The following is a 15321-nucleotide window of genomic DNA, read 5'->3' as shown; positions in this document are numbered from 1 at the left end:
ACTACCTGGGGAGTACGCGGGAAACGCTACGCCGGAGTGACGCGGGTCAGGCCCGGTACGGCCTAGCGTGGGCGGTATGGCAGAGCAGCGCGAGCGCCCGGGGGTTCCTCCCTGGCAGCGATGGGTGGAGCGGACCGGGCGGGGCCCGGCCTGGCGCTCCTCGCTGCTCGTGGCCGTCTTCGCGCAGGTCGGCTCGGGCTGGGCCGCGCAGCAGCAGAGCGGGCGGGTGGCGCTGGACGGCTTCGCGCGGCTCCTGCTGCTGCTCGGGCCACTGCTCCTCGTGTGGCGGCACCGGTACCCGGTGGCCGTGGCGTACGGGGTCAGCGCCGTCACCCTGGTGTACATCGGCGCCGGCTTCCCGTACGGCCCGGTGTTCATCAGCCTGGCCCTGGCCTGCTTCGCCGCCGTCATCGCCGGACGGCGAAGAGCCGCCTGGGGGGCCGTCGGGCTGCTCTGGGCCGGTCACCTGGCCATCGGGCACCTGCTCTACCGCCGCCTCCCGCCCGCCGGGGACGGCCCGGCGCCCTGGGCGCAGGAAATACTCGTCACCGCGTGGGTGCTCGCCATCCTCGCCGTCTCCGAGCTCGTCCGCATACGCCGGGAGCAGTGGGCGCTGGCCCGGGCCGAGCGGGCGGCGGCCGAGAAGCGCCGGGCGAACGAGGAGCGGCTGCGCATCGCCCGCGAACTGCACGACGTCCTCGCCCACAGCATCTCGGTGATCAACGTCCAGGCGGGGGTGGGGCTCGCCCTGCTCGACTCCGACCCCGAGCAGGCCCGTTCGGCGCTGACCACCATCAAGGCGGCCAGCAAGGAAGCGCTGGGCGAGGTCCGGCAGGTCCTCGACACCCTGCGCACGCCCGGTGACGGCGACGCACCGCGCGCGCCCGCCCCCGGTCTCGACCGGCTCCCCGAACTGGTCGAGCAGGCCGCCGCGGCCGGGCTGAGCGTCGACATCGCGACGGTCGGGGACGTGCGGGCGCCCGCGCCCGGGGCGGATCTGGCCGCCTTCCGCATCGTGCAGGAGGCGCTGACCAACGTCGTGCGGCACTCCGGGTCGCGCACCGCCCGCGTCCGCCTCTCCTGGCGGCCCCGCCTCCTGGAGCTGCGCGTGGACGACGACGGGCCGGCCACGGGCGGTCCGGCGGGCGGCAGCGGCAACGGGCTCGTGGGCATGCGCGAGCGGGCCGCGGCCCTCGGCGGCACCATCGAGGCCGGCCCGCGCCCCGACGGCGGCTTCCGCGTGGTCGCCCGGCTCCCGTTGCGGGCCGAGGCGGAGTCCGAGTCCGAGGTCCGGGCCGCGGCGGAACCGGAGGCCGACCCCGGCGCCGTACCGAAGGCCGTTCCGAAGCCCGTTCCGAAGGCCGCCCCGCCCCAGGAGGATCCGTGATCCGCGTTCTGCTCGCAGACGACCAGCTCCTCGTCCGGGCGGGGTTCCGGGCCCTGCTCGACGCGCAGCCGGACATCGAGGTGGCGGGAGAGGCCGCCGACGGCGACGAGGCCGTCCGCCTGGTGCGCGAGCTGCGCCCGGACGTGGTCCTGATGGACATCCGGATGCCGGTCTGCGACGGGCTCGCCGCCACCCGGCGGATCACCGGGGACGCGGCGCTGGCCGAAGTCCGGGTGGTCATGCTCACCACCTTCGAGCTCGACGAGTACGTCTTCGAGGCCCTGCGGTCCGGAGCCTCGGGCTTCCTCGTCAAGGACACCGAACCGGAGGAACTGCTGCGGGCGGTCCGGGCGGTGGTGGGCGGTGACGCGCTGCTGTCCCCGGGTGTCACGCGCCGCCTGATCGAGGAGTTCGCGGCCCGCTCCAAGCAGCCCGCCGCCGACGGGGCGGGCCTGGGCCTGGACCGGCTCACCGAGCGGGAGCGCGAGGTGATGGCCCTGGTGGGCCTCGGCCTGTCCAATGACGAGATCGCCCGGCGCCTGGTCGTCAGCCCGCTGACCGCGAAGACCCACGTGAGCCGGACCATGGTGAAGCTCGGCGCCCGCGACCGCGCCCAGCTGGTCGTCCTGGCCTACGAATCGGGCCTGGTCCGACCCGGCTGGCTCGGCTGACCCTCCCTTGCCCCGGCGCGCCCGGCCCCGTACTCCCTTGGTGGTACGCGCGGTGCAGCCGGCCGTACGACGACCCGGACCCCCTCCCGGAGCCAGTCTCGGAGTGTGACGCACAGTCCACACTTCCGAGGAGCTGAACCGAGATGAACACCCTCACCACCCTCGCGTACGACGGGCCCGGCCCGTGGATCCTGTTCTTCCCGCTGATCTGGGCGGCCGTGGTGGTCGCCGCCGTCACCGTGCTGCGCCGCACCGTGTGGCGCGGCCGCCGGGGCCCGTGGCAGGCGCGCGCAGCCGCGTACGGCGAGCGGTCCCCGATCGCGGTCCTCGGCCGGCGCTTCGCCTCCGGCGAGATCGACGAGGACGAGTACTGGCGGCGGCTGTCCGTCCTGGACGAGCAGTTCGGCCGCCTCTCCAAGGGCGGTGCGGCATGAGGACCGCCACCGCGCCGGGCGACGGCGGTGGCGTCGCCGCCCGGGTCGTCGATGCCGTGAAGGTCTACGGCCGGGGCGACACCGAGGTACGGGCCCTGGACGGGCTGAGCGTCGACTTCCCGGCCGGCCGCTTCACCGCGATCATGGGACCGTCCGGTTCCGGCAAGTCCACCCTGATGCACTGCGCCGCCGGTCTCGACACCCTCACCTCCGGATCCGCCGCCATCGGCGGTACGGATCTCGGCGCACTCGACGACCGCGCGCTCACCCTGCTGCGCCGCGAGCGCGTCGGCTTCGTCTTCCAGGCCTTCAACCTGATCCCCACCCTCACCGTCGCCGAGAACATCACGCTCCCGCAGGACCTCGCGGGCAGCCGCCCGGACGCGGCCTGGCTGGACGGCCTCATCGACGTCGTCGGACTGCGCGACCGGCTGCACCACCGGCCCGCCGAACTCTCCGGCGGCCAGCAGCAGCGCGTGGCGGTGGCCCGCGCCCTCGCCGGCAGCCCCGATGTCGTCTTCGCCGACGAGCCGACCGGCAACCTCGACTCCCGTTCGGGCGAGGAGGTGCTCGGGCTGCTGGGCCGGGCGGTGCGCGCGATGAACCGTACGGTCGTCATGGTCACCCACGATCCGGTGGCGGCCGCCCACGCCGACGAGGTCGTCTTCCTCGCCGACGGGCGGCTGGTCGACCGGATGGCGGGTCCCACCGCGGACCGGGTCCTGGACCGGCTGAAGTCCTTCGACTCCCGCCCCTTGACGGCGGCCGTCCCGGGGGAGGCGTCATGAGGAGGAGCGCGGCCCGCACCGTCCTGCGGCTCGCCGCGGCCTCACTGCGCGCGCACAAGCGGCGGTTCGCCGGGACTTTCACGGCCGTGCTGCTCGGCGTCGCCTTCCTCGCCGGGACGCTCCTCATGGGCGACACCCTTCGCGCGAGCTTCGACGGCATGTTCGCCGGCGCGGCGAGCGGCACCGACGCCGTGGTCCGCGGTTCCCGTGTGGTCACCGTCCAGGGGGAGGCGCAGGGCACCCGCCAGCCCGTACCGACGGCGCTCGTGGAGGAGATCCGGCGCATCCCGGGCGTGGCCCTCGCCGCCCCCGTCATTCAGGGCGCGGGGCAGCTCGTCGGCTCCGACGGCAAGCCGATCGGCGGCCAGGGGCCGCCCACGCTCGCCGGGAACTGGATCGAGGACCCCGAACTCAACCCGTACCGGCTCGCGGAGGGCCGGGCGCCCGAGCGGAGCGGAGAGGTCGTCGTCAACCGGGCCACCGCGGACAAGGGCGGACTGGAACTCGGCGACACGACCGTGCTGCGCACGCCCGATCCGGTCCCGGTGACGGTCGTGGGCCTGGCCACCTTCGGCGGCGCGGACGGCATGGGGCAGGTCACGTACACGGGGATGACCCGGGCGGACGCGGAGAAGTACCTGACCCCGGCGCCCGGTCAGGCGGCGTCCATCCAGGTGCGCGCGGGTCCGGGAACCGGTCAGAGCGAGCTGGTGGAGACGCTCACCGCGGTGCTGCCGCAGGGCGTGGAGGCGATCACCGGGCAGGAATCGGCCCAGGAGAACACCGACATGATCTCCGGACGGTTCCTGACCCTCTTCACCACCATGCTGCTCGTCTTCTCGGGCATCGCCCTGCTCGTCGCCACCTTCAGCATCCACAACACCTTCGCGATCGTCGTGGCCCAGCGCACCCGCGAGAACGCCCTGCTCCGCGCCCTGGGCGCCTCCCGGCGCCAGGTCGTCGGCGGCACGCTGGCCGAGGCCGCGGTCGTGGCGTTCGCCGCCTCGGCGGCCGGGCTGCTCGGCGGCGCCGCCATCGCCGCAGGGCTCCAGGCGCTCTTCCCGGCCATCGGATTCCCCTTCCCCGAAGGGGACTTGGTGATCAGCGGCCCGTCGATGCTGATTCCGCTCGCGGTGGGGGTCCTCGTCTGCCTCGGCTCTGCCGTGCTGCCGGCCGTACGGGCCGGACGGACGGCGCCGCTGGCCGCACTGCTCGACGCCGCGGTGGACCGTTCCGGGGCCTCCCGGTCCCGTACGGTCACCGGCGCGGCGCTGGGCGCGGCCGCCATCGGCCTGCTCCTGACCGGGGTGCTCGCCGTACCGTCACTGTGGCTGTCCGGGGCGGGCGCGGCGATGGCGACGGCCTCGTTCGTCGTACTGGGTCCGGTGGCGGCCTCGTCCGCCGTTCGGATGCTCGGCCGACCGCTGGAACGGCTGCGCGGGGTGACCGGCGCCCTCGCGGCGCGCAACGCACGGCGCGGTCCGAAGCGGACGGCGTCCACGGCGACCGCGCTGATGATCGGGGTCGCCGTCGTCTGCCTGTTCACCGTCTTCGGCGCGTCGCTGAAGGCGACGATGGACGGGGCCGTATCGCGTTCCTTCGCCGGTGACGTGGCCGTCAGCGCCCCGTCCTTCGGCGCGGGCGGCAGCGGCCTGAGCCCGAAACTGGCACCGGCCCTCGCGGAGCTGCCCGAGGTGGCGGGTGCGGTGGGCCTGGGCAAGGGGGTCGCGGAGGTAGACGGCTCGGGGCGGGCGCTGACCGTCACCGACCCCGCCGCGCTCGCGGCCGGCCTCGACCTGGGCGCGGTGTCGGGAGGGCTCGACGCGCTGGGACCGGACGGCATCGCGGTGTCCGCGAAGGAGGCCGCGCGGCGCGGCTGGCGGCCCGGCGGCACGGTCGCACTCGCCTTCACCGACGGGCAGCGGCAGACCTTCACGATCCGCGCGGTGTACGAGCACTCCGAGCTGGCCGGCGACTACGTCATCACGCGAGAGGCCTGGGCGCCGCACCGGGCGCAGGACACGGACTCGCTGGTCGGCGTCACCTTCAAGGACGGGGTGTCGGCCGCGGCCGGCACGGCGGCGGTCGAGAGGACGGCCGCGCTCTACGGCGGACCCGAGGTCCAGACGCGAGCGGAGTACGCGCGGTCGGCGGCGGGCGGCATCGACATGATGCTCACGCTCGTCTACGCGCTGCTCGGCCTCGCCGTGCTGATCGCCCTGCTGGGCATCTCCAACACGCTGACCCTCGCCGTCCACGAGCGCACCCGCGAACTGGGGCTGCTCCGGGCGGTCGGCCAGACCCGGGGCCAGCTGCGGGCCATGGTCCGCTGGGAGTCGGTCCTGGTCGCCGCCTTCGGCACGGCCGGCGGTCTGGCGCTGGGCGGCGTCCTCGGCTGGGTCCTGGTGAAGGCCTCGGACGGGGCGAGCGACAGCGCGTTCACCTTCGCGGTCCCGCCGCTGCAGCTCACCCTGGTCGCCCTGGTGGGCGTGACGGCGGGAGTCCTCGCGGGCCGGGGCCCGGCGCGGCGCGCCGCGCGCCTGGACATCCTGCGCGCGGTCGCCACCGACTAGACCGGCTCTTTAGGAACCTGGAGGGCCGCAGCCCTACCGGGCGTAGGTGCGGATGCGGTAGCGCAGGCCCGTCACCGAGGACTGCCAGCCGCCGTCCCCGGCGACGGTCCACGCCGGGTCCAGCTCCGGGGCGTGGGTGTCGCCGATGACCTGCGTATCGACTTCGGTCACCGAGAGCATGACGGCGTGGGCCAGCGCGGCGCGGTAGACCTCACCGCCGCCGATCACCCAGCAGGCGGCGGCGGGGGCGGCCGTCTCCTGCTGCCCGGCCCCGCCCGCCGCGAGCTCCAGGGCCGCGTCGATGGACCCGGCGCGCTCCGCGCCCTCCGCGGCCCAGTCCGGATCGCGGGTCACCACGATGTTGCGCCGCCCGGCCAGCGGGCGGAACCGGACCGGCAGCGAATCCCAGGTCTTGCGGCCCATCACCACCGGATGGCCGAGGGTGGTGGCCTTGAAGTGCGCCATGTCCTCGGGCAGCCGCCAGGGGATCCCGTTGTCCGCGCCGATCACGCCGGCGGAGCTCTGCGCCCAGATCAGCCCGACGCTCATGCCGGTGCCCGCGGGGGTGTCCGTACCGATTCCGGTGCCGGCGTCCGTACCGGCGTCCGTGCCTGCGTCGGCGCCGGTGTCCGTGCCGGTGTCCGTGCCGGCGTTGGTGTCGAGGCTCATACCGCGACCGGGGCCTTGATGGCCGGGTGGTGCTGGTAGCCGGCCACCTTCACGTCGCCGTAGGTGTAGTCGAACAGCGAGTCGGCCTGGTGCAGCTTCAGCTCGGGGAACTCGAACGGGGTACGGGAGATCTGCTCGGTGACCTGCTCGACGTGGTTGTCGTAGATGTGGCAGTCGCCGCCGGTCCAGATGAAGTCGCCCGGCTCCAGGCCGGCCTGCTGGGCCACCATGTGGGTGAGCAGGGCGTAGCTGGCGATGTTGAACGGCACGCCGAGGAACAGGTCCGCGCTGCGCTGGTACAGCTGGCAGGAGAGCTTGCCGTCGGCCACGTAGAACTGGAAGAAGGCGTGGCACGGAGCGAGCGCCATCTTCGACAGCTCGGAGACGTTCCAGGCGGAGACGATCATCCGGCGGGAGTCCGGGTCCCGGCGCAGGGTGTCGAGGACCTCGCTGATCTGGTCGATGTGCGAGCCGTCCGGGGTGGGCCAGGAGCGCCACTGGGCGCCGTAGACCGGGCCGAGGTCGCCGTTCTCGTCGGCCCACTCGTCCCAGATGGTGACGCCGTGCTCGCGCAGCCAGCCGACGTTGGACTCGCCGCGCAGGAACCACAGCAGCTCGTACACGATCGACTTGAGGTGCACCTTCTTGGTGGTGACCAGGGGGAACCCCTGCGAGAGGTCGTAACGCAGTTGGTGCCCGAAGACACTCCGGGTGCCGGTGCCCGTCCGGTCGGCCTTCGCCGTCCCGGAGGTGAGCACCAGCTTCAACAGGTCTTCGTACTGGGTATCCGCCACGGGCACCGAGTCTACTGGGCTGCCGCCGGAGGTCCTGTCAGCCGGTCGGGCCGGTCAGCAGGCCGGTCGGGCGGGTCAGCCGGTCACCACGCCGTCGGTGAGCAGGCCGGCCAGGACCGCCTCGCCGACCGCCACGACCGCCGTCTGGGGGCGGAGCATCACGGTGATCTCGTCGATCAGGCCCTCCGGCGTGAGGTGCAGCATGTCGATCCCGTGCACCTGGCGGTCGCCCACGGTGGTCCGGAACGGCAGTACGGTCGCCGGTCCCTCGGCTCCCTCCGCCCCGAACGGGACACCGGCGGACTGGACGCTGCCGTCGAAGTGCCCGACGTAGTGGAAGCCCTCGAACGTGCGCAGCAGGACGCGGAAGAGGGCCAGTACCGCCGGCTTGCCCTCGAAGGGCTTCGACTTCACCGGGCTGTTGAGCCGGACGTCGTCAGTGAACAGCGCGTCCAGTGCGGCGAGGTCATGGCCGGCCACGGCGGCGCGGAAGCGGTCGGCCGTGCTGGTGTCGGTACTCATGAAGACTCCTCGATAGTCACCGATGTGATTACTCACTTTCTTGACTATCATGGCCCGGGCGTCCTTGAGAAGACGGCGTCCTTGAGAAGACGGCGTCCTTGAGAAGGCGGCGTCCTTGATGAAGAAGCTGCCGCGCACGATCCCGAGGAGACCGACCGATGGCATTGCGCCACGCCGTACTGGCGGCGCTGCTCGACGAGGAGCTGAGCGGCTACCAGCTGGCCAAGGCGTTCGGCACGGGCGTGGCCAACTTCTGGCACGCCCTGCCCCAGCAGCTCTACACCGAGCTGGCCAAACTGGAGCGGGAGGGCTTCATCGCGGGCCGCGAGGTGGTCCAGGACACCCGGCCGAACAAGCGGCTGTTCCAGGTCACCGACGCCGGACTGGCCGAGCTGGAGCGCTTCACCGCCGCCGAGACCAAGCCCTGCGTCATCCGCGACGACCTGCTCGTGAAGGTCCAGGCGGCCGAGCACGTCGACACGGCGGGGCTGATCGCGCAGCTCGCGGAGCGGACCGCCTTCGCGACGGCCAAGGCGGAGCTGTTCGAGAAGCTGCTGCGCTCGATGCGCGGTGAGCGCACCGAGGAGGAGTTCCTGCGCCACGGCGCGCGGATCGGCCCCTACCTCACCTGCCTGCGCGGCCTGGAGTTCGAGCGGGCCAACCGGGCCTGGTACGAGCGCACCACGATCATCCTGAACGAGAGGCGGGCATCCCGTGGAGAGCACTGAGCAGCGACGGCCGACCGGGCACGCCCGGTACGCCCGGTACGTGGCTCTCGGCGACAGCCAGAGCGAGGGCGTGGGCGACGGGGACGACCGCACCGGGCTGCGCGGCTGCGCCGACCGGCTCGCCGAGCTGCTCGCGGTCCACGAGCCCGACGTGCTCTACGCCAACCTGGCCGTACGGGGCCGCCTCGCGGCGGGGGTCCGCGAGGGGCAGCTCGGGCCGGCCCTCGCGCTCCGCCCCGACCTGGCCACGGTGGTCGCCGGGGTCAACGACGTGCTGCGGCCCCGGTTCGACGCCGACGAGGTCGCCGGGCACCTGGAGGCGATGTTCGCCGCGCTCACCGCGCAGGGCGCCCGCGTCGCCACCGTCACCTTTCCCGACATCGCGAAGCTCGTGCCGCTCGCGAAGGGAGCGGCCCCGCGCGTCACCGCGCTGAACGACCGGATACGGCGGGCCGCGGAGCGGCACGGGGTGGCCGTCGCGGACTTCGCCCGCCACGAGGCCTCCACCGACCCGCGGATGTGGAGCGCGGACCGGCTGCACGCCGCCCCGTCCGGCCACGCGATGATCGCCGCCGGGGTCGCGCACGCCCTGGGGCTGCCCGGCAGTGACGATGCGTGGACCCGCCCGCTGCCCGGCCCGGCTCCCGCCGCCCCGGCGGGCCTGCGGGGCGTCGCCGGGGAACTGCGGTGGGCCGTGGGCTTCGCCGGGCCCTGGATCGGGCGGCGGCTGCGCGGGCGCTCCTCCGGAGACGGCCGTACGGCCAAGCGGCCCGAGCTGCTCCCCGTACGCCTGGCGGCCTGAAGGGCGCGCCCGCCGGGGTCAGGAAAGGCGTACCCGCCGGGGTCAGGCGCGGCAGATGATCTCGCCGTTCAGCACCGAGAACCAGGCGTCCGGGTCCGCGCCCCAGGTGTGCCAGGCGTCCGCGACGGCCGCCAGATCCGCCCGCGTCGCGTGTCCGCCGCCGGTCGCGATCCCCGCGTAGGCGGAGGCCGTCGTACGGTCCGCCCACAGCGCGGACCACCAGGCGGCCTCCTCCGCGGTCGCGTAGCACCACGAGGTCGCCGTACAGGTCACGTCAGTGAAGCCCGCCTCCCGCGCCCACGCGCGCAGGCGGCGTCCGGCGTCGGGCTCGCCGCCGTTGGCGCGGGCCACCCGCCGGTACAGGTCCAGCCACTCCTCCAGCCCCGGAGCCGCCGGGTACCAGGTCATCGCCGCGTAGTCCGCGTCCCGCGCCGCGACGATCCCGCCCGGCCGGCACACCCGGCGCATCTCGCGCAGGGCCTGGACCGGATCGCCCACGTGCTGCAGCACCTGGTGGGCGTGGACCACGTCGAAGGAGTCGTCCGGGAAGTCCAGCGCGTGGACGTCGGCCGTGGCGAACTCGATGCCGGTCAGGCCGCGTTCCTTCGCGTACGCGGCGGCCTGGTCGACCACGTCCCGCGCCGCGTCCACCGCCGTGACCCGGCCCTCGGGCCCCACCAGCTCCGCCAGGTCCGCCGTGATCGTGCCAGGGCCGCAGCCCACGTCCAGGACGGCCATCCCCGGGCGCAGCGCGCCGATCAGGTACGCGGCGGAGTTCTGGGCGGTGCGCCAGCGGTGCGAGCGCAGCACCGACTCGTGGTGTCCGTGGGTGTAGACCGCGGTCTCGTGCGCGGGCTCCGCGGTGTGAGCGGCGGCGGCGCTGTCGGTGGCTTTGGTGGCATCGGTGGCTTCAGTGGCTTCAGCGGCGTTCATGGACGTGCTCCTTCGTCGTCGAAAGTGCTGTCGAGGCCTGTCGAGGCGTTGGTTTCACCGTAAGGGATCAGTTCGTCATCTGAGATATGCGTTTTGACATGTGGACACCATCCTTGTGTGCCAAGGGGATTGGCCGAGTGGGTGGCAGGTGGCGGCCGGGGCGAGGACAGTGAATCCGGGGGAACGAAGGACGGTGAGATCCATGCCGGACCCGCTGCTGGAGCGGCACGCCGAGGCGCTGCGGCTCTTCGGTCGGTACGTCCACTCGGTCTCGGACGCGCAGTGGGACGCGCCGACACCCTGTAGCGAATGGAGCGTGCGCGAGCTGGTCAACCACGTCACCGCCGAACAGCTCTGGATACCGCCCCTGGTCACCGACGGCCGCACCGTCGAGGACATCGGCGCCACCTTCAACGGCGACGTGCTCGGTACGGACCCGGCCGCCGCCTGGGACGAGGCCTCGGCCGCCGCGCACACGGCCTTCGAGATCCCCGGGGCGCTGGAGCGCACCGTCCGGCTCTCGTACGGGCCCGCGCTCGGGTCGGCGTACTGCTCGGAGCTGACCGCCGACTGCGTGGTCCACGCCTGGGACCTCGCGCGGGGCATCGGCGCCGACGACCGGCTGCCGGACGGCCTCGTCGAGTTCTCCATCAAGGAGGTCATGCCGTACGCCGACGGACTGGCCGCGAGCGGCATGTACGCGGCTCCGCTGGAGGTGCCGGCGGGGGCGAACGCCCAGACCCGGCTGCTCGCGCTGCTCGGGAGGAGCGGCTGACGCGCGACGGCCGGCACACAACGGCCGACGCACAACGGCCGACGCACAACGGCCGACGTACAACGGGCGACTGCGGACGAATAACCGTATAAAGGCATGGTTGGGAGCGCGGGAACGGCAGGGAGAGGTGGCGCGCGGTGTCGGGGATCCAGCGCACGACGGCCGAGGGCCGGGGCCAGGTCCGCTACGGTCCGCCCGCACCCCAGCCCGGCCTGCCCGTGCTGCCCGAGCTCACGGCCGTCCTCGCGTCCGCCGCCTGGCGGTCGGCCCCCGAGCCGGCCGGCGGGGGAGTGCCCGTACGGGCCGCCGCCGCCCGGCACTGGGGCAGACGCGGTCTGCCCACCGACCCCGACCACGTGGCAGCCGGCCCCGGCGCGCCCGCCCTGCTGCTCGCGCTGCTCGGCGCGTACGGCGGCGACGTGATGCTGCCCCGCCCCTGTCCCGCCTGGTGGACGCCGCAGGTCCGCCTGCTGGGACGGCGGGCCTACCACGTGCCGACCCCGGCCGAGTGCGGCGGCGTGCCCGACCCGTACGCCCTGCTGGAGACCGTGCGCCGGGTGCGCGCCGAGGGCGGCGACCCGCGCGTGCTGCTGCTGTCCGTCGCCGACGACCCGACCGCGACCGTCCCGCCGCCCGAGCTGCTCCGGGAGGCCTGCGAGGCCGCCGCGTCCGCCGGGCTGTTCGTCGTCAGCGACGAGACCTGGCGCGACACCGTCCACCGGCCGGTCCACGGCCGCCTGGGCGGCCCGGACGGCCCGGACGGCCCGGGTACGGACACCCCCGGCGGGCTCCCGGGCACCCGCGACCGGCTCGTCGTGCTCAGCCCCGCCGAGATGCTGCCGGACGACACCGCCGTACTCGTGGACCTCTCCGGCGCCCTGTTGCCCGCGGGCTGGCCCGCCGCCGTCGTGCGGTTCCCCGGCACCCCGCGGGGTACCTGGCTGCGGGCCCGGACCCTGGACGTGCTCACCGCCACCGGCGGGTTCGTCGCGGGTCCCGTCGCCGGGGCGGCCGCGCACGCCCTCGACGAGCCCCCCGCCGTCGCGGGCCGGGCCGCGGCGGCCGCCGCCCTGCACGGCGCGGTGGCCCGGGCCGCGCACCGGGAACTCCTGGCCGCCGGGGCGCTGGCCCGGCCCCCGCAGGCCGGCCGCCACCTCTACGCCGATCTGACCCCGCTGCGCTCGGGGCTCGCCCGGCAGGGGGTCGGCGACGCGATGGAACTGGAGGACTGGCTGGGCGGACGGCTCGGCGCGCCCACGCCCGGCGGGCAGCGGTTCGCCGACGAGGCCGTCGCCCCGCGGGTCCGGCTGTCGACCGGGCCGCTGCTGGGCGCCACCCCGGAGGAGCGGCTCGCGGCGCTCACCGCGACCGACCCCCTCGCCCTGCCCCACGTACGGGACTCCCTGGCCCGGCTCCGGTCGGTCCTGGCCGGGCTGTCCGACTGACCTGCGCCGTGGCCCCCGCCCCCACCTTGGAACCCCCGACTGCCGCCGGTGAACGGAGACTTCTCGATGAGGGATCAGACGGACGCCCCCTCGGCCTCCCGGGCCGTGGCAGGCCGGGACGTCCCCCCGACGGCTTCCCGGGGCGATGCCGATGCCGATGCCGGTGCCGGTGCCGGTGCCGGTGTCCGGCACGCGAGGCCTCGGCCGCTCGGGGAACACCGGCTGTGGCCGCGCTCGTTCGCGGACCGGCTGACCACCCCGCTGCCGGGGCTGCGCGCGTTCGCCCGGCTCGCCCGCGAGGGCGCCTTCCGGCCGGGCCCGGAGGGGCTGCGCGGCATCCCGGACCTGCCCTACGCGCCCGCCCCGCTGCCCGCCGTGGCCACCGGGTCGGTGTCCGTCACCTGGGCCGGGCACGCCAGCTGGATCCTGCGGATCGGCGGGCTCACCGTACTGACCGACCCCGTCTGGTCCCGGCGGATCCTCGGCACCCCGGCCCGGATGACCCCCGTCGGGGTGCGCTGGGAGGAACTGCCGCCGGTCGACGCCGTGGTGATCAGCCACAACCACTACGACCACCTCGACGCCCCCACCCTCAAGCGCCTCCCGCGCGCGACGCCGCTCTTCGTTCCGGCCGGGCTCGCCCGCTGGTGCCGGCGCCGGGGGTTCACCCGGGTCACCGAACTCGACTGGTGGGAGTCGGCCGAACTGGGCGGCGTACGCTTCGAGTTCGTGCCGGCGCACCACTGGTCGAAGCGGTCGCTGCTGGACGCGTGCCGGACGTTGTGGGGCGGCTGGATGATCGGCGTCGCCGACGGGTGGGCGGGGGCGGCGGGGGCGCCCCGGGCGGCGAAGAAGGTGTACTTCGCGGGCGACACGGGCTACGGGCACTGGTTCGGCGAGATCGGGCGGCGGCACCCCGGAATCGACCTCGCGCTGCTCCCGATCGGGGCGTACGCCCCGCGGTGGTGGCTGCGGGACGTCCACGCGGACCCGGAGGAGGCCGTGCAGGCCTGTCTGGACCTGGGGGCGACGCGGATGGCTCCGATGCACTGGGGGACCTTCGTGCTCTCGTCGGAGCCGGTGATGGAGCCGCTGCAGCGGGTGCGGGCCGCGTGGGCCCGTACCGGGCTGCCCCGGGAGCACCTGTGGGACCTCCCGGTCGGGGCGTCCCGAGCCCTGTAGCCGCGGCTACGGACCGGGGGCCCTGCGGGGCTGTCCCCTACCCGCCCTTCCACCGTTCCCCGGGCTGCGCCCGGACCCCCGGGGCTCCGCCCCGGACCCCGCGTCTCAAACGCCGGCGAGGCTGGAACCGTCAGCCTCCTGGACGGATGCGGCGCCACAGGGGCGGGGCCGCGCTGATGAGGAGGGTGAGGGCCACCGCCAGGGCCACGCCCTTCCAGGGTTCCGCGAAGAGGGAGCCCCCGACGATGCCGATCAGGCCGTAGGTCGCCGCCCAGGCCAGGCAGGCGGGGCCGTCGCCGCGGGCGAAGCGGCGCAGGGGGAGCTCCGCGAGCAGGCAGGCCAGCATCACCGGGATGCGGCCGCCCGGGAGGAGGCGCGAGACCACCAGGACCAGGACGCCGTTCTCGTCGAGCTTGCGCTGCGCCTGAGCGAGGCGTTCCGGGGTCGCCCGCCGGCGCAGGGCCTCCAGCCAGCGCGAGCCGTTCCGGGAGCGGACACCGCGGCGGCCCAGCCAGTACAGGGCCATGTCCCCGGCGAAGGCGGCCAGCGAGGACACCCCGAACACCAGCAACAGCCCGAAGGGGAGGGAGTCCTGGTGGAAGGCGACCACGGCCGCCGTACTGACCAGCGCGCCGGTCGGGATCACCGGCACCAGCGCGCCCAGCGCCACCAGAACGAACAGGGTCGGGTAGCCGATCGCCTGCTGGGTGGATTCCGGCGGGACCTGCGAGGCCGCCTCCGCAAGCCGGGACAAGGACAGAGGCAGGGACAGGGCGCTCACGGCAGCCGCACCCGTTCACCGTGGGCGGGCACCCGCACCGACACCTTCGGCGCCTCCCGCCGCGCACACCGTGCGAACTCCTCGCCCGGCGCGTGGAACTCGTGCGGCCGCACCGCGTCCATCCCGATCGGCCAGTACGTGCCCCAGTGCACCGGAACCGCCGCGGCCGGTGCCAGCAGGGCCAGTGCCCGCGCCGCACCCGCGGCGTCCAGGTGCCCCGGGCCCAGGTTGGGTCCCCAGCCGCCCACCGGCAGCAGGGCCACGTCCACCGGTCCGACCTCGTCGGCCATCGAGTCGAACAGGCCGGTGTCCCCGGCGAAGTAGGTCCGCGACGCGCCCTCGATCACGTACCCCAGCGCGGGCGCGAGCCGGGGTCCGAACGGCAGCCGCCGCCCGTCGTGCCGCGCGCTGACCACCCGGACCCGTACGCCGCCGCCCGAGGCGCCCGCGCCCCGTACGCCGTCCCGCACGGCCACCGTGTCGCCCGGCGCCACCTCCGTGACCACCAGCCCCCGCACCCCGGCTATCCGCGCCAGCCCCGGCACCGCGCCCGGTGCCCCGCGGGGCACCAGCAGCCGGGTCCCGCGCGCGAGGCGCGCCAGCGAGGGCAGGTGCAGGTGGTCGGCGTGCAGGTGCGAGACGAGCACCGCGTCGGCGACCGCGGCCTCCGGCGGGGGCACCGCCCCGCGACGGCGCCTCAGGTGCGCCAGACGGCGTGCGAAGAGCGGGTCCGTGAGCAGCCGGACACCGGAGTCCTCGACCGTGCACGTGGCGTGTCCCCACCAGGTGATCTCCACCGGCCCCTGATCCCCTCCCTCGCATCCCGCGCCCCGCTTG

Annotated in this window: 16 protein-coding genes; 10 read left to right on the top strand and 6 right to left on the bottom strand. The window is 74.8% G+C overall.

Annotation, left to right across the window (positions count from 1 at the left end; all coding sequences use genetic code 11):
- Window positions 1-76: 76 nt before the first annotated feature.
- From OG730_RS07065 to OG730_RS07045, 5 genes are all read left to right on the top strand, one after another.
- A complete protein-coding gene (locus OG730_RS07065; protein WP_327303392.1) occupies window positions 77-1387 on the top strand; it encodes a sensor histidine kinase in 1311 nt (436 codons plus the stop codon).
- Entirely contained in the window at window positions 1384-2058 is a 675-nt protein-coding gene (locus OG730_RS07060; RefSeq protein ID WP_327303391.1) for a response regulator transcription factor, read from the top strand. Before OG730_RS07065 ends, OG730_RS07060 begins: the two co-directional genes overlap by 4 nt.
- 143 nt (window positions 2059-2201) lie before the next feature.
- Window positions 2202-2492, top strand: a complete 291-nt coding sequence (locus OG730_RS07055; RefSeq protein ID WP_327303390.1) for an SHOCT domain-containing protein — start codon at window positions 2202-2204, stop codon at window positions 2490-2492.
- A complete protein-coding gene (locus OG730_RS07050; RefSeq protein ID WP_327303389.1) occupies window positions 2489-3280 on the top strand; it encodes an ABC transporter ATP-binding protein in 792 nt (263 codons plus the stop codon). Before OG730_RS07055 ends, OG730_RS07050 begins: the two co-directional genes overlap by 4 nt.
- Window positions 3277-5853: an ABC transporter permease gene (locus tag OG730_RS07045; protein ID WP_327303388.1), complete on the top strand. Its 2577-nt coding sequence runs from the start codon at window positions 3277-3279 to the stop codon at window positions 5851-5853. The genes OG730_RS07050 and OG730_RS07045 overlap by 4 nt, the downstream gene beginning before the upstream one ends.
- A 33-nt stretch (window positions 5854-5886) precedes the next feature.
- Here OG730_RS07045 and OG730_RS07040 read toward each other — a convergent pair whose 3' ends face one another.
- The 3 genes from OG730_RS07040 to OG730_RS07030 form a co-directional block, all read right to left on the bottom strand.
- Window positions 5887-6402, bottom strand: a complete 516-nt coding sequence (locus OG730_RS07040) for a dihydrofolate reductase (RefSeq protein WP_327309180.1) — start codon at window positions 6400-6402, stop codon at window positions 5887-5889.
- Window positions 6403-6518: 116 nt separating this feature from the next.
- Window positions 6519-7316 (bottom strand): thymidylate synthase, encoded by a 798-nt coding sequence (locus tag OG730_RS07035; protein ID WP_327303387.1) that lies wholly within the window; start codon window positions 7314-7316, stop codon window positions 6519-6521.
- A 75-nt stretch (window positions 7317-7391) separates the two neighbouring features.
- A complete protein-coding gene (locus tag OG730_RS07030) occupies window positions 7392-7838 on the bottom strand; it encodes a nuclear transport factor 2 family protein (protein ID WP_327303386.1) in 447 nt (148 codons plus the stop codon).
- 158 nt (window positions 7839-7996) lie between these two features.
- Between OG730_RS07030 and OG730_RS07025 the strand changes: the two genes are divergently transcribed.
- Window positions 7997-8566, top strand: coding sequence for a PadR family transcriptional regulator (locus OG730_RS07025; protein WP_327303385.1), 570 nt, complete (start codon window positions 7997-7999; stop codon window positions 8564-8566).
- Window positions 8553-9368 (top strand): SGNH/GDSL hydrolase family protein, encoded by an 816-nt coding sequence (locus OG730_RS07020; protein ID WP_327303384.1) that lies wholly within the window; start codon window positions 8553-8555, stop codon window positions 9366-9368. Before OG730_RS07025 ends, OG730_RS07020 begins: the two co-directional genes overlap by 14 nt.
- A 42-nt stretch (window positions 9369-9410) precedes the next feature.
- On the opposite strand, the gene OG730_RS07015 is transcribed toward OG730_RS07020, so the two are convergent.
- Complete coding sequence (locus OG730_RS07015; RefSeq protein ID WP_327303383.1) at window positions 9411-10301, bottom strand: methyltransferase domain-containing protein; 891 nt, start codon at window positions 10299-10301, stop codon at window positions 9411-9413.
- 202 nt (window positions 10302-10503) lie between these two features.
- Here OG730_RS07015 and OG730_RS07010 point away from each other — a divergent pair, with 202 nt between their 5' ends.
- From OG730_RS07010 to OG730_RS07000, 3 genes are all read left to right on the top strand, one after another.
- Window positions 10504-11076 carry a TIGR03086 family metal-binding protein gene (locus tag OG730_RS07010; protein ID WP_327303382.1) on the top strand — a complete coding sequence of 191 codons (573 nt, stop codon included), beginning with the start codon at window positions 10504-10506 and terminating at the stop codon, window positions 11074-11076.
- Window positions 11077-11222: 146 nt separating this feature from the next.
- A complete protein-coding gene (locus tag OG730_RS07005; protein ID WP_327309179.1) occupies window positions 11223-12521 on the top strand; it encodes an aminotransferase class I/II-fold pyridoxal phosphate-dependent enzyme in 1299 nt (432 codons plus the stop codon).
- 66 nt (window positions 12522-12587) lie between these two features.
- Complete coding sequence (locus OG730_RS07000; RefSeq protein ID WP_327303381.1) at window positions 12588-13703, top strand: MBL fold metallo-hydrolase; 1116 nt, start codon at window positions 12588-12590, stop codon at window positions 13701-13703.
- Between the two features lie 130 nt (window positions 13704-13833).
- Here OG730_RS07000 and OG730_RS06995 read toward each other — a convergent pair whose 3' ends face one another.
- Window positions 13834-14484: a DedA family protein gene (locus OG730_RS06995; RefSeq protein WP_442814847.1), complete on the bottom strand. Its 651-nt coding sequence runs from the start codon at window positions 14482-14484 to the stop codon at window positions 13834-13836.
- The gene (locus tag OG730_RS06990; protein WP_327303380.1) at window positions 14481-15281 is read right to left on the bottom strand and encodes an MBL fold metallo-hydrolase; all 801 of its coding nucleotides are present in this window, start codon (window positions 15279-15281) and stop codon (window positions 14481-14483) included. The genes OG730_RS06995 and OG730_RS06990 overlap by 4 nt, the downstream gene beginning before the upstream one ends.
- Window positions 15282-15321 lie beyond the last annotated feature (40 nt).

This window comes from Streptomyces sp. NBC_01298 (assembly GCF_035978755.1).
Lineage (GTDB): Bacteria > Actinomycetota > Actinomycetes > Streptomycetales > Streptomycetaceae > Streptomyces.
The sequence above is the reverse complement of the archived record's forward strand: the minus strand, read 5'-3'. Positions and strand labels throughout refer to the sequence as shown.

Coding starts and splice junctions, on each gene's coding strand:
- OG730_RS07065 (WP_327303392.1), top strand. CDS start 77: ATGGCAGAGCAGCGCGAGCGCCCGGGGGTTCCTCCCTGGCAGCGATGG.
- OG730_RS07025 (WP_327303385.1), top strand. CDS start 7,997: ATGGCATTGCGCCACGCCGTACTGGCGGCGCTGCTCGACGAGGAGCTG.
- OG730_RS07040 (WP_327309180.1), bottom strand. CDS start 6,402: ATGAGCGTCGGGCTGATCTGGGCGCAGAGCTCCGCCGGCGTGATCGGC.
- OG730_RS07010 (WP_327303382.1), top strand. CDS start 10,504: ATGCCGGACCCGCTGCTGGAGCGGCACGCCGAGGCGCTGCGGCTCTTC.
- OG730_RS07030 (WP_327303386.1), bottom strand. CDS start 7,838: ATGAGTACCGACACCAGCACGGCCGACCGCTTCCGCGCCGCCGTGGCC.
- OG730_RS07055 (WP_327303390.1), top strand. CDS start 2,202: ATGAACACCCTCACCACCCTCGCGTACGACGGGCCCGGCCCGTGGATC.
- OG730_RS07045 (WP_327303388.1), top strand. CDS start 3,277: ATGAGGAGGAGCGCGGCCCGCACCGTCCTGCGGCTCGCCGCGGCCTCA.
- OG730_RS07000 (WP_327303381.1), top strand. CDS start 12,588: ATGAGGGATCAGACGGACGCCCCCTCGGCCTCCCGGGCCGTGGCAGGC.
- OG730_RS07050 (WP_327303389.1), top strand. CDS start 2,489: ATGAGGACCGCCACCGCGCCGGGCGACGGCGGTGGCGTCGCCGCCCGG.
- OG730_RS07015 (WP_327303383.1), bottom strand. CDS start 10,301: ATGAACGCCGCTGAAGCCACTGAAGCCACCGATGCCACCAAAGCCACC.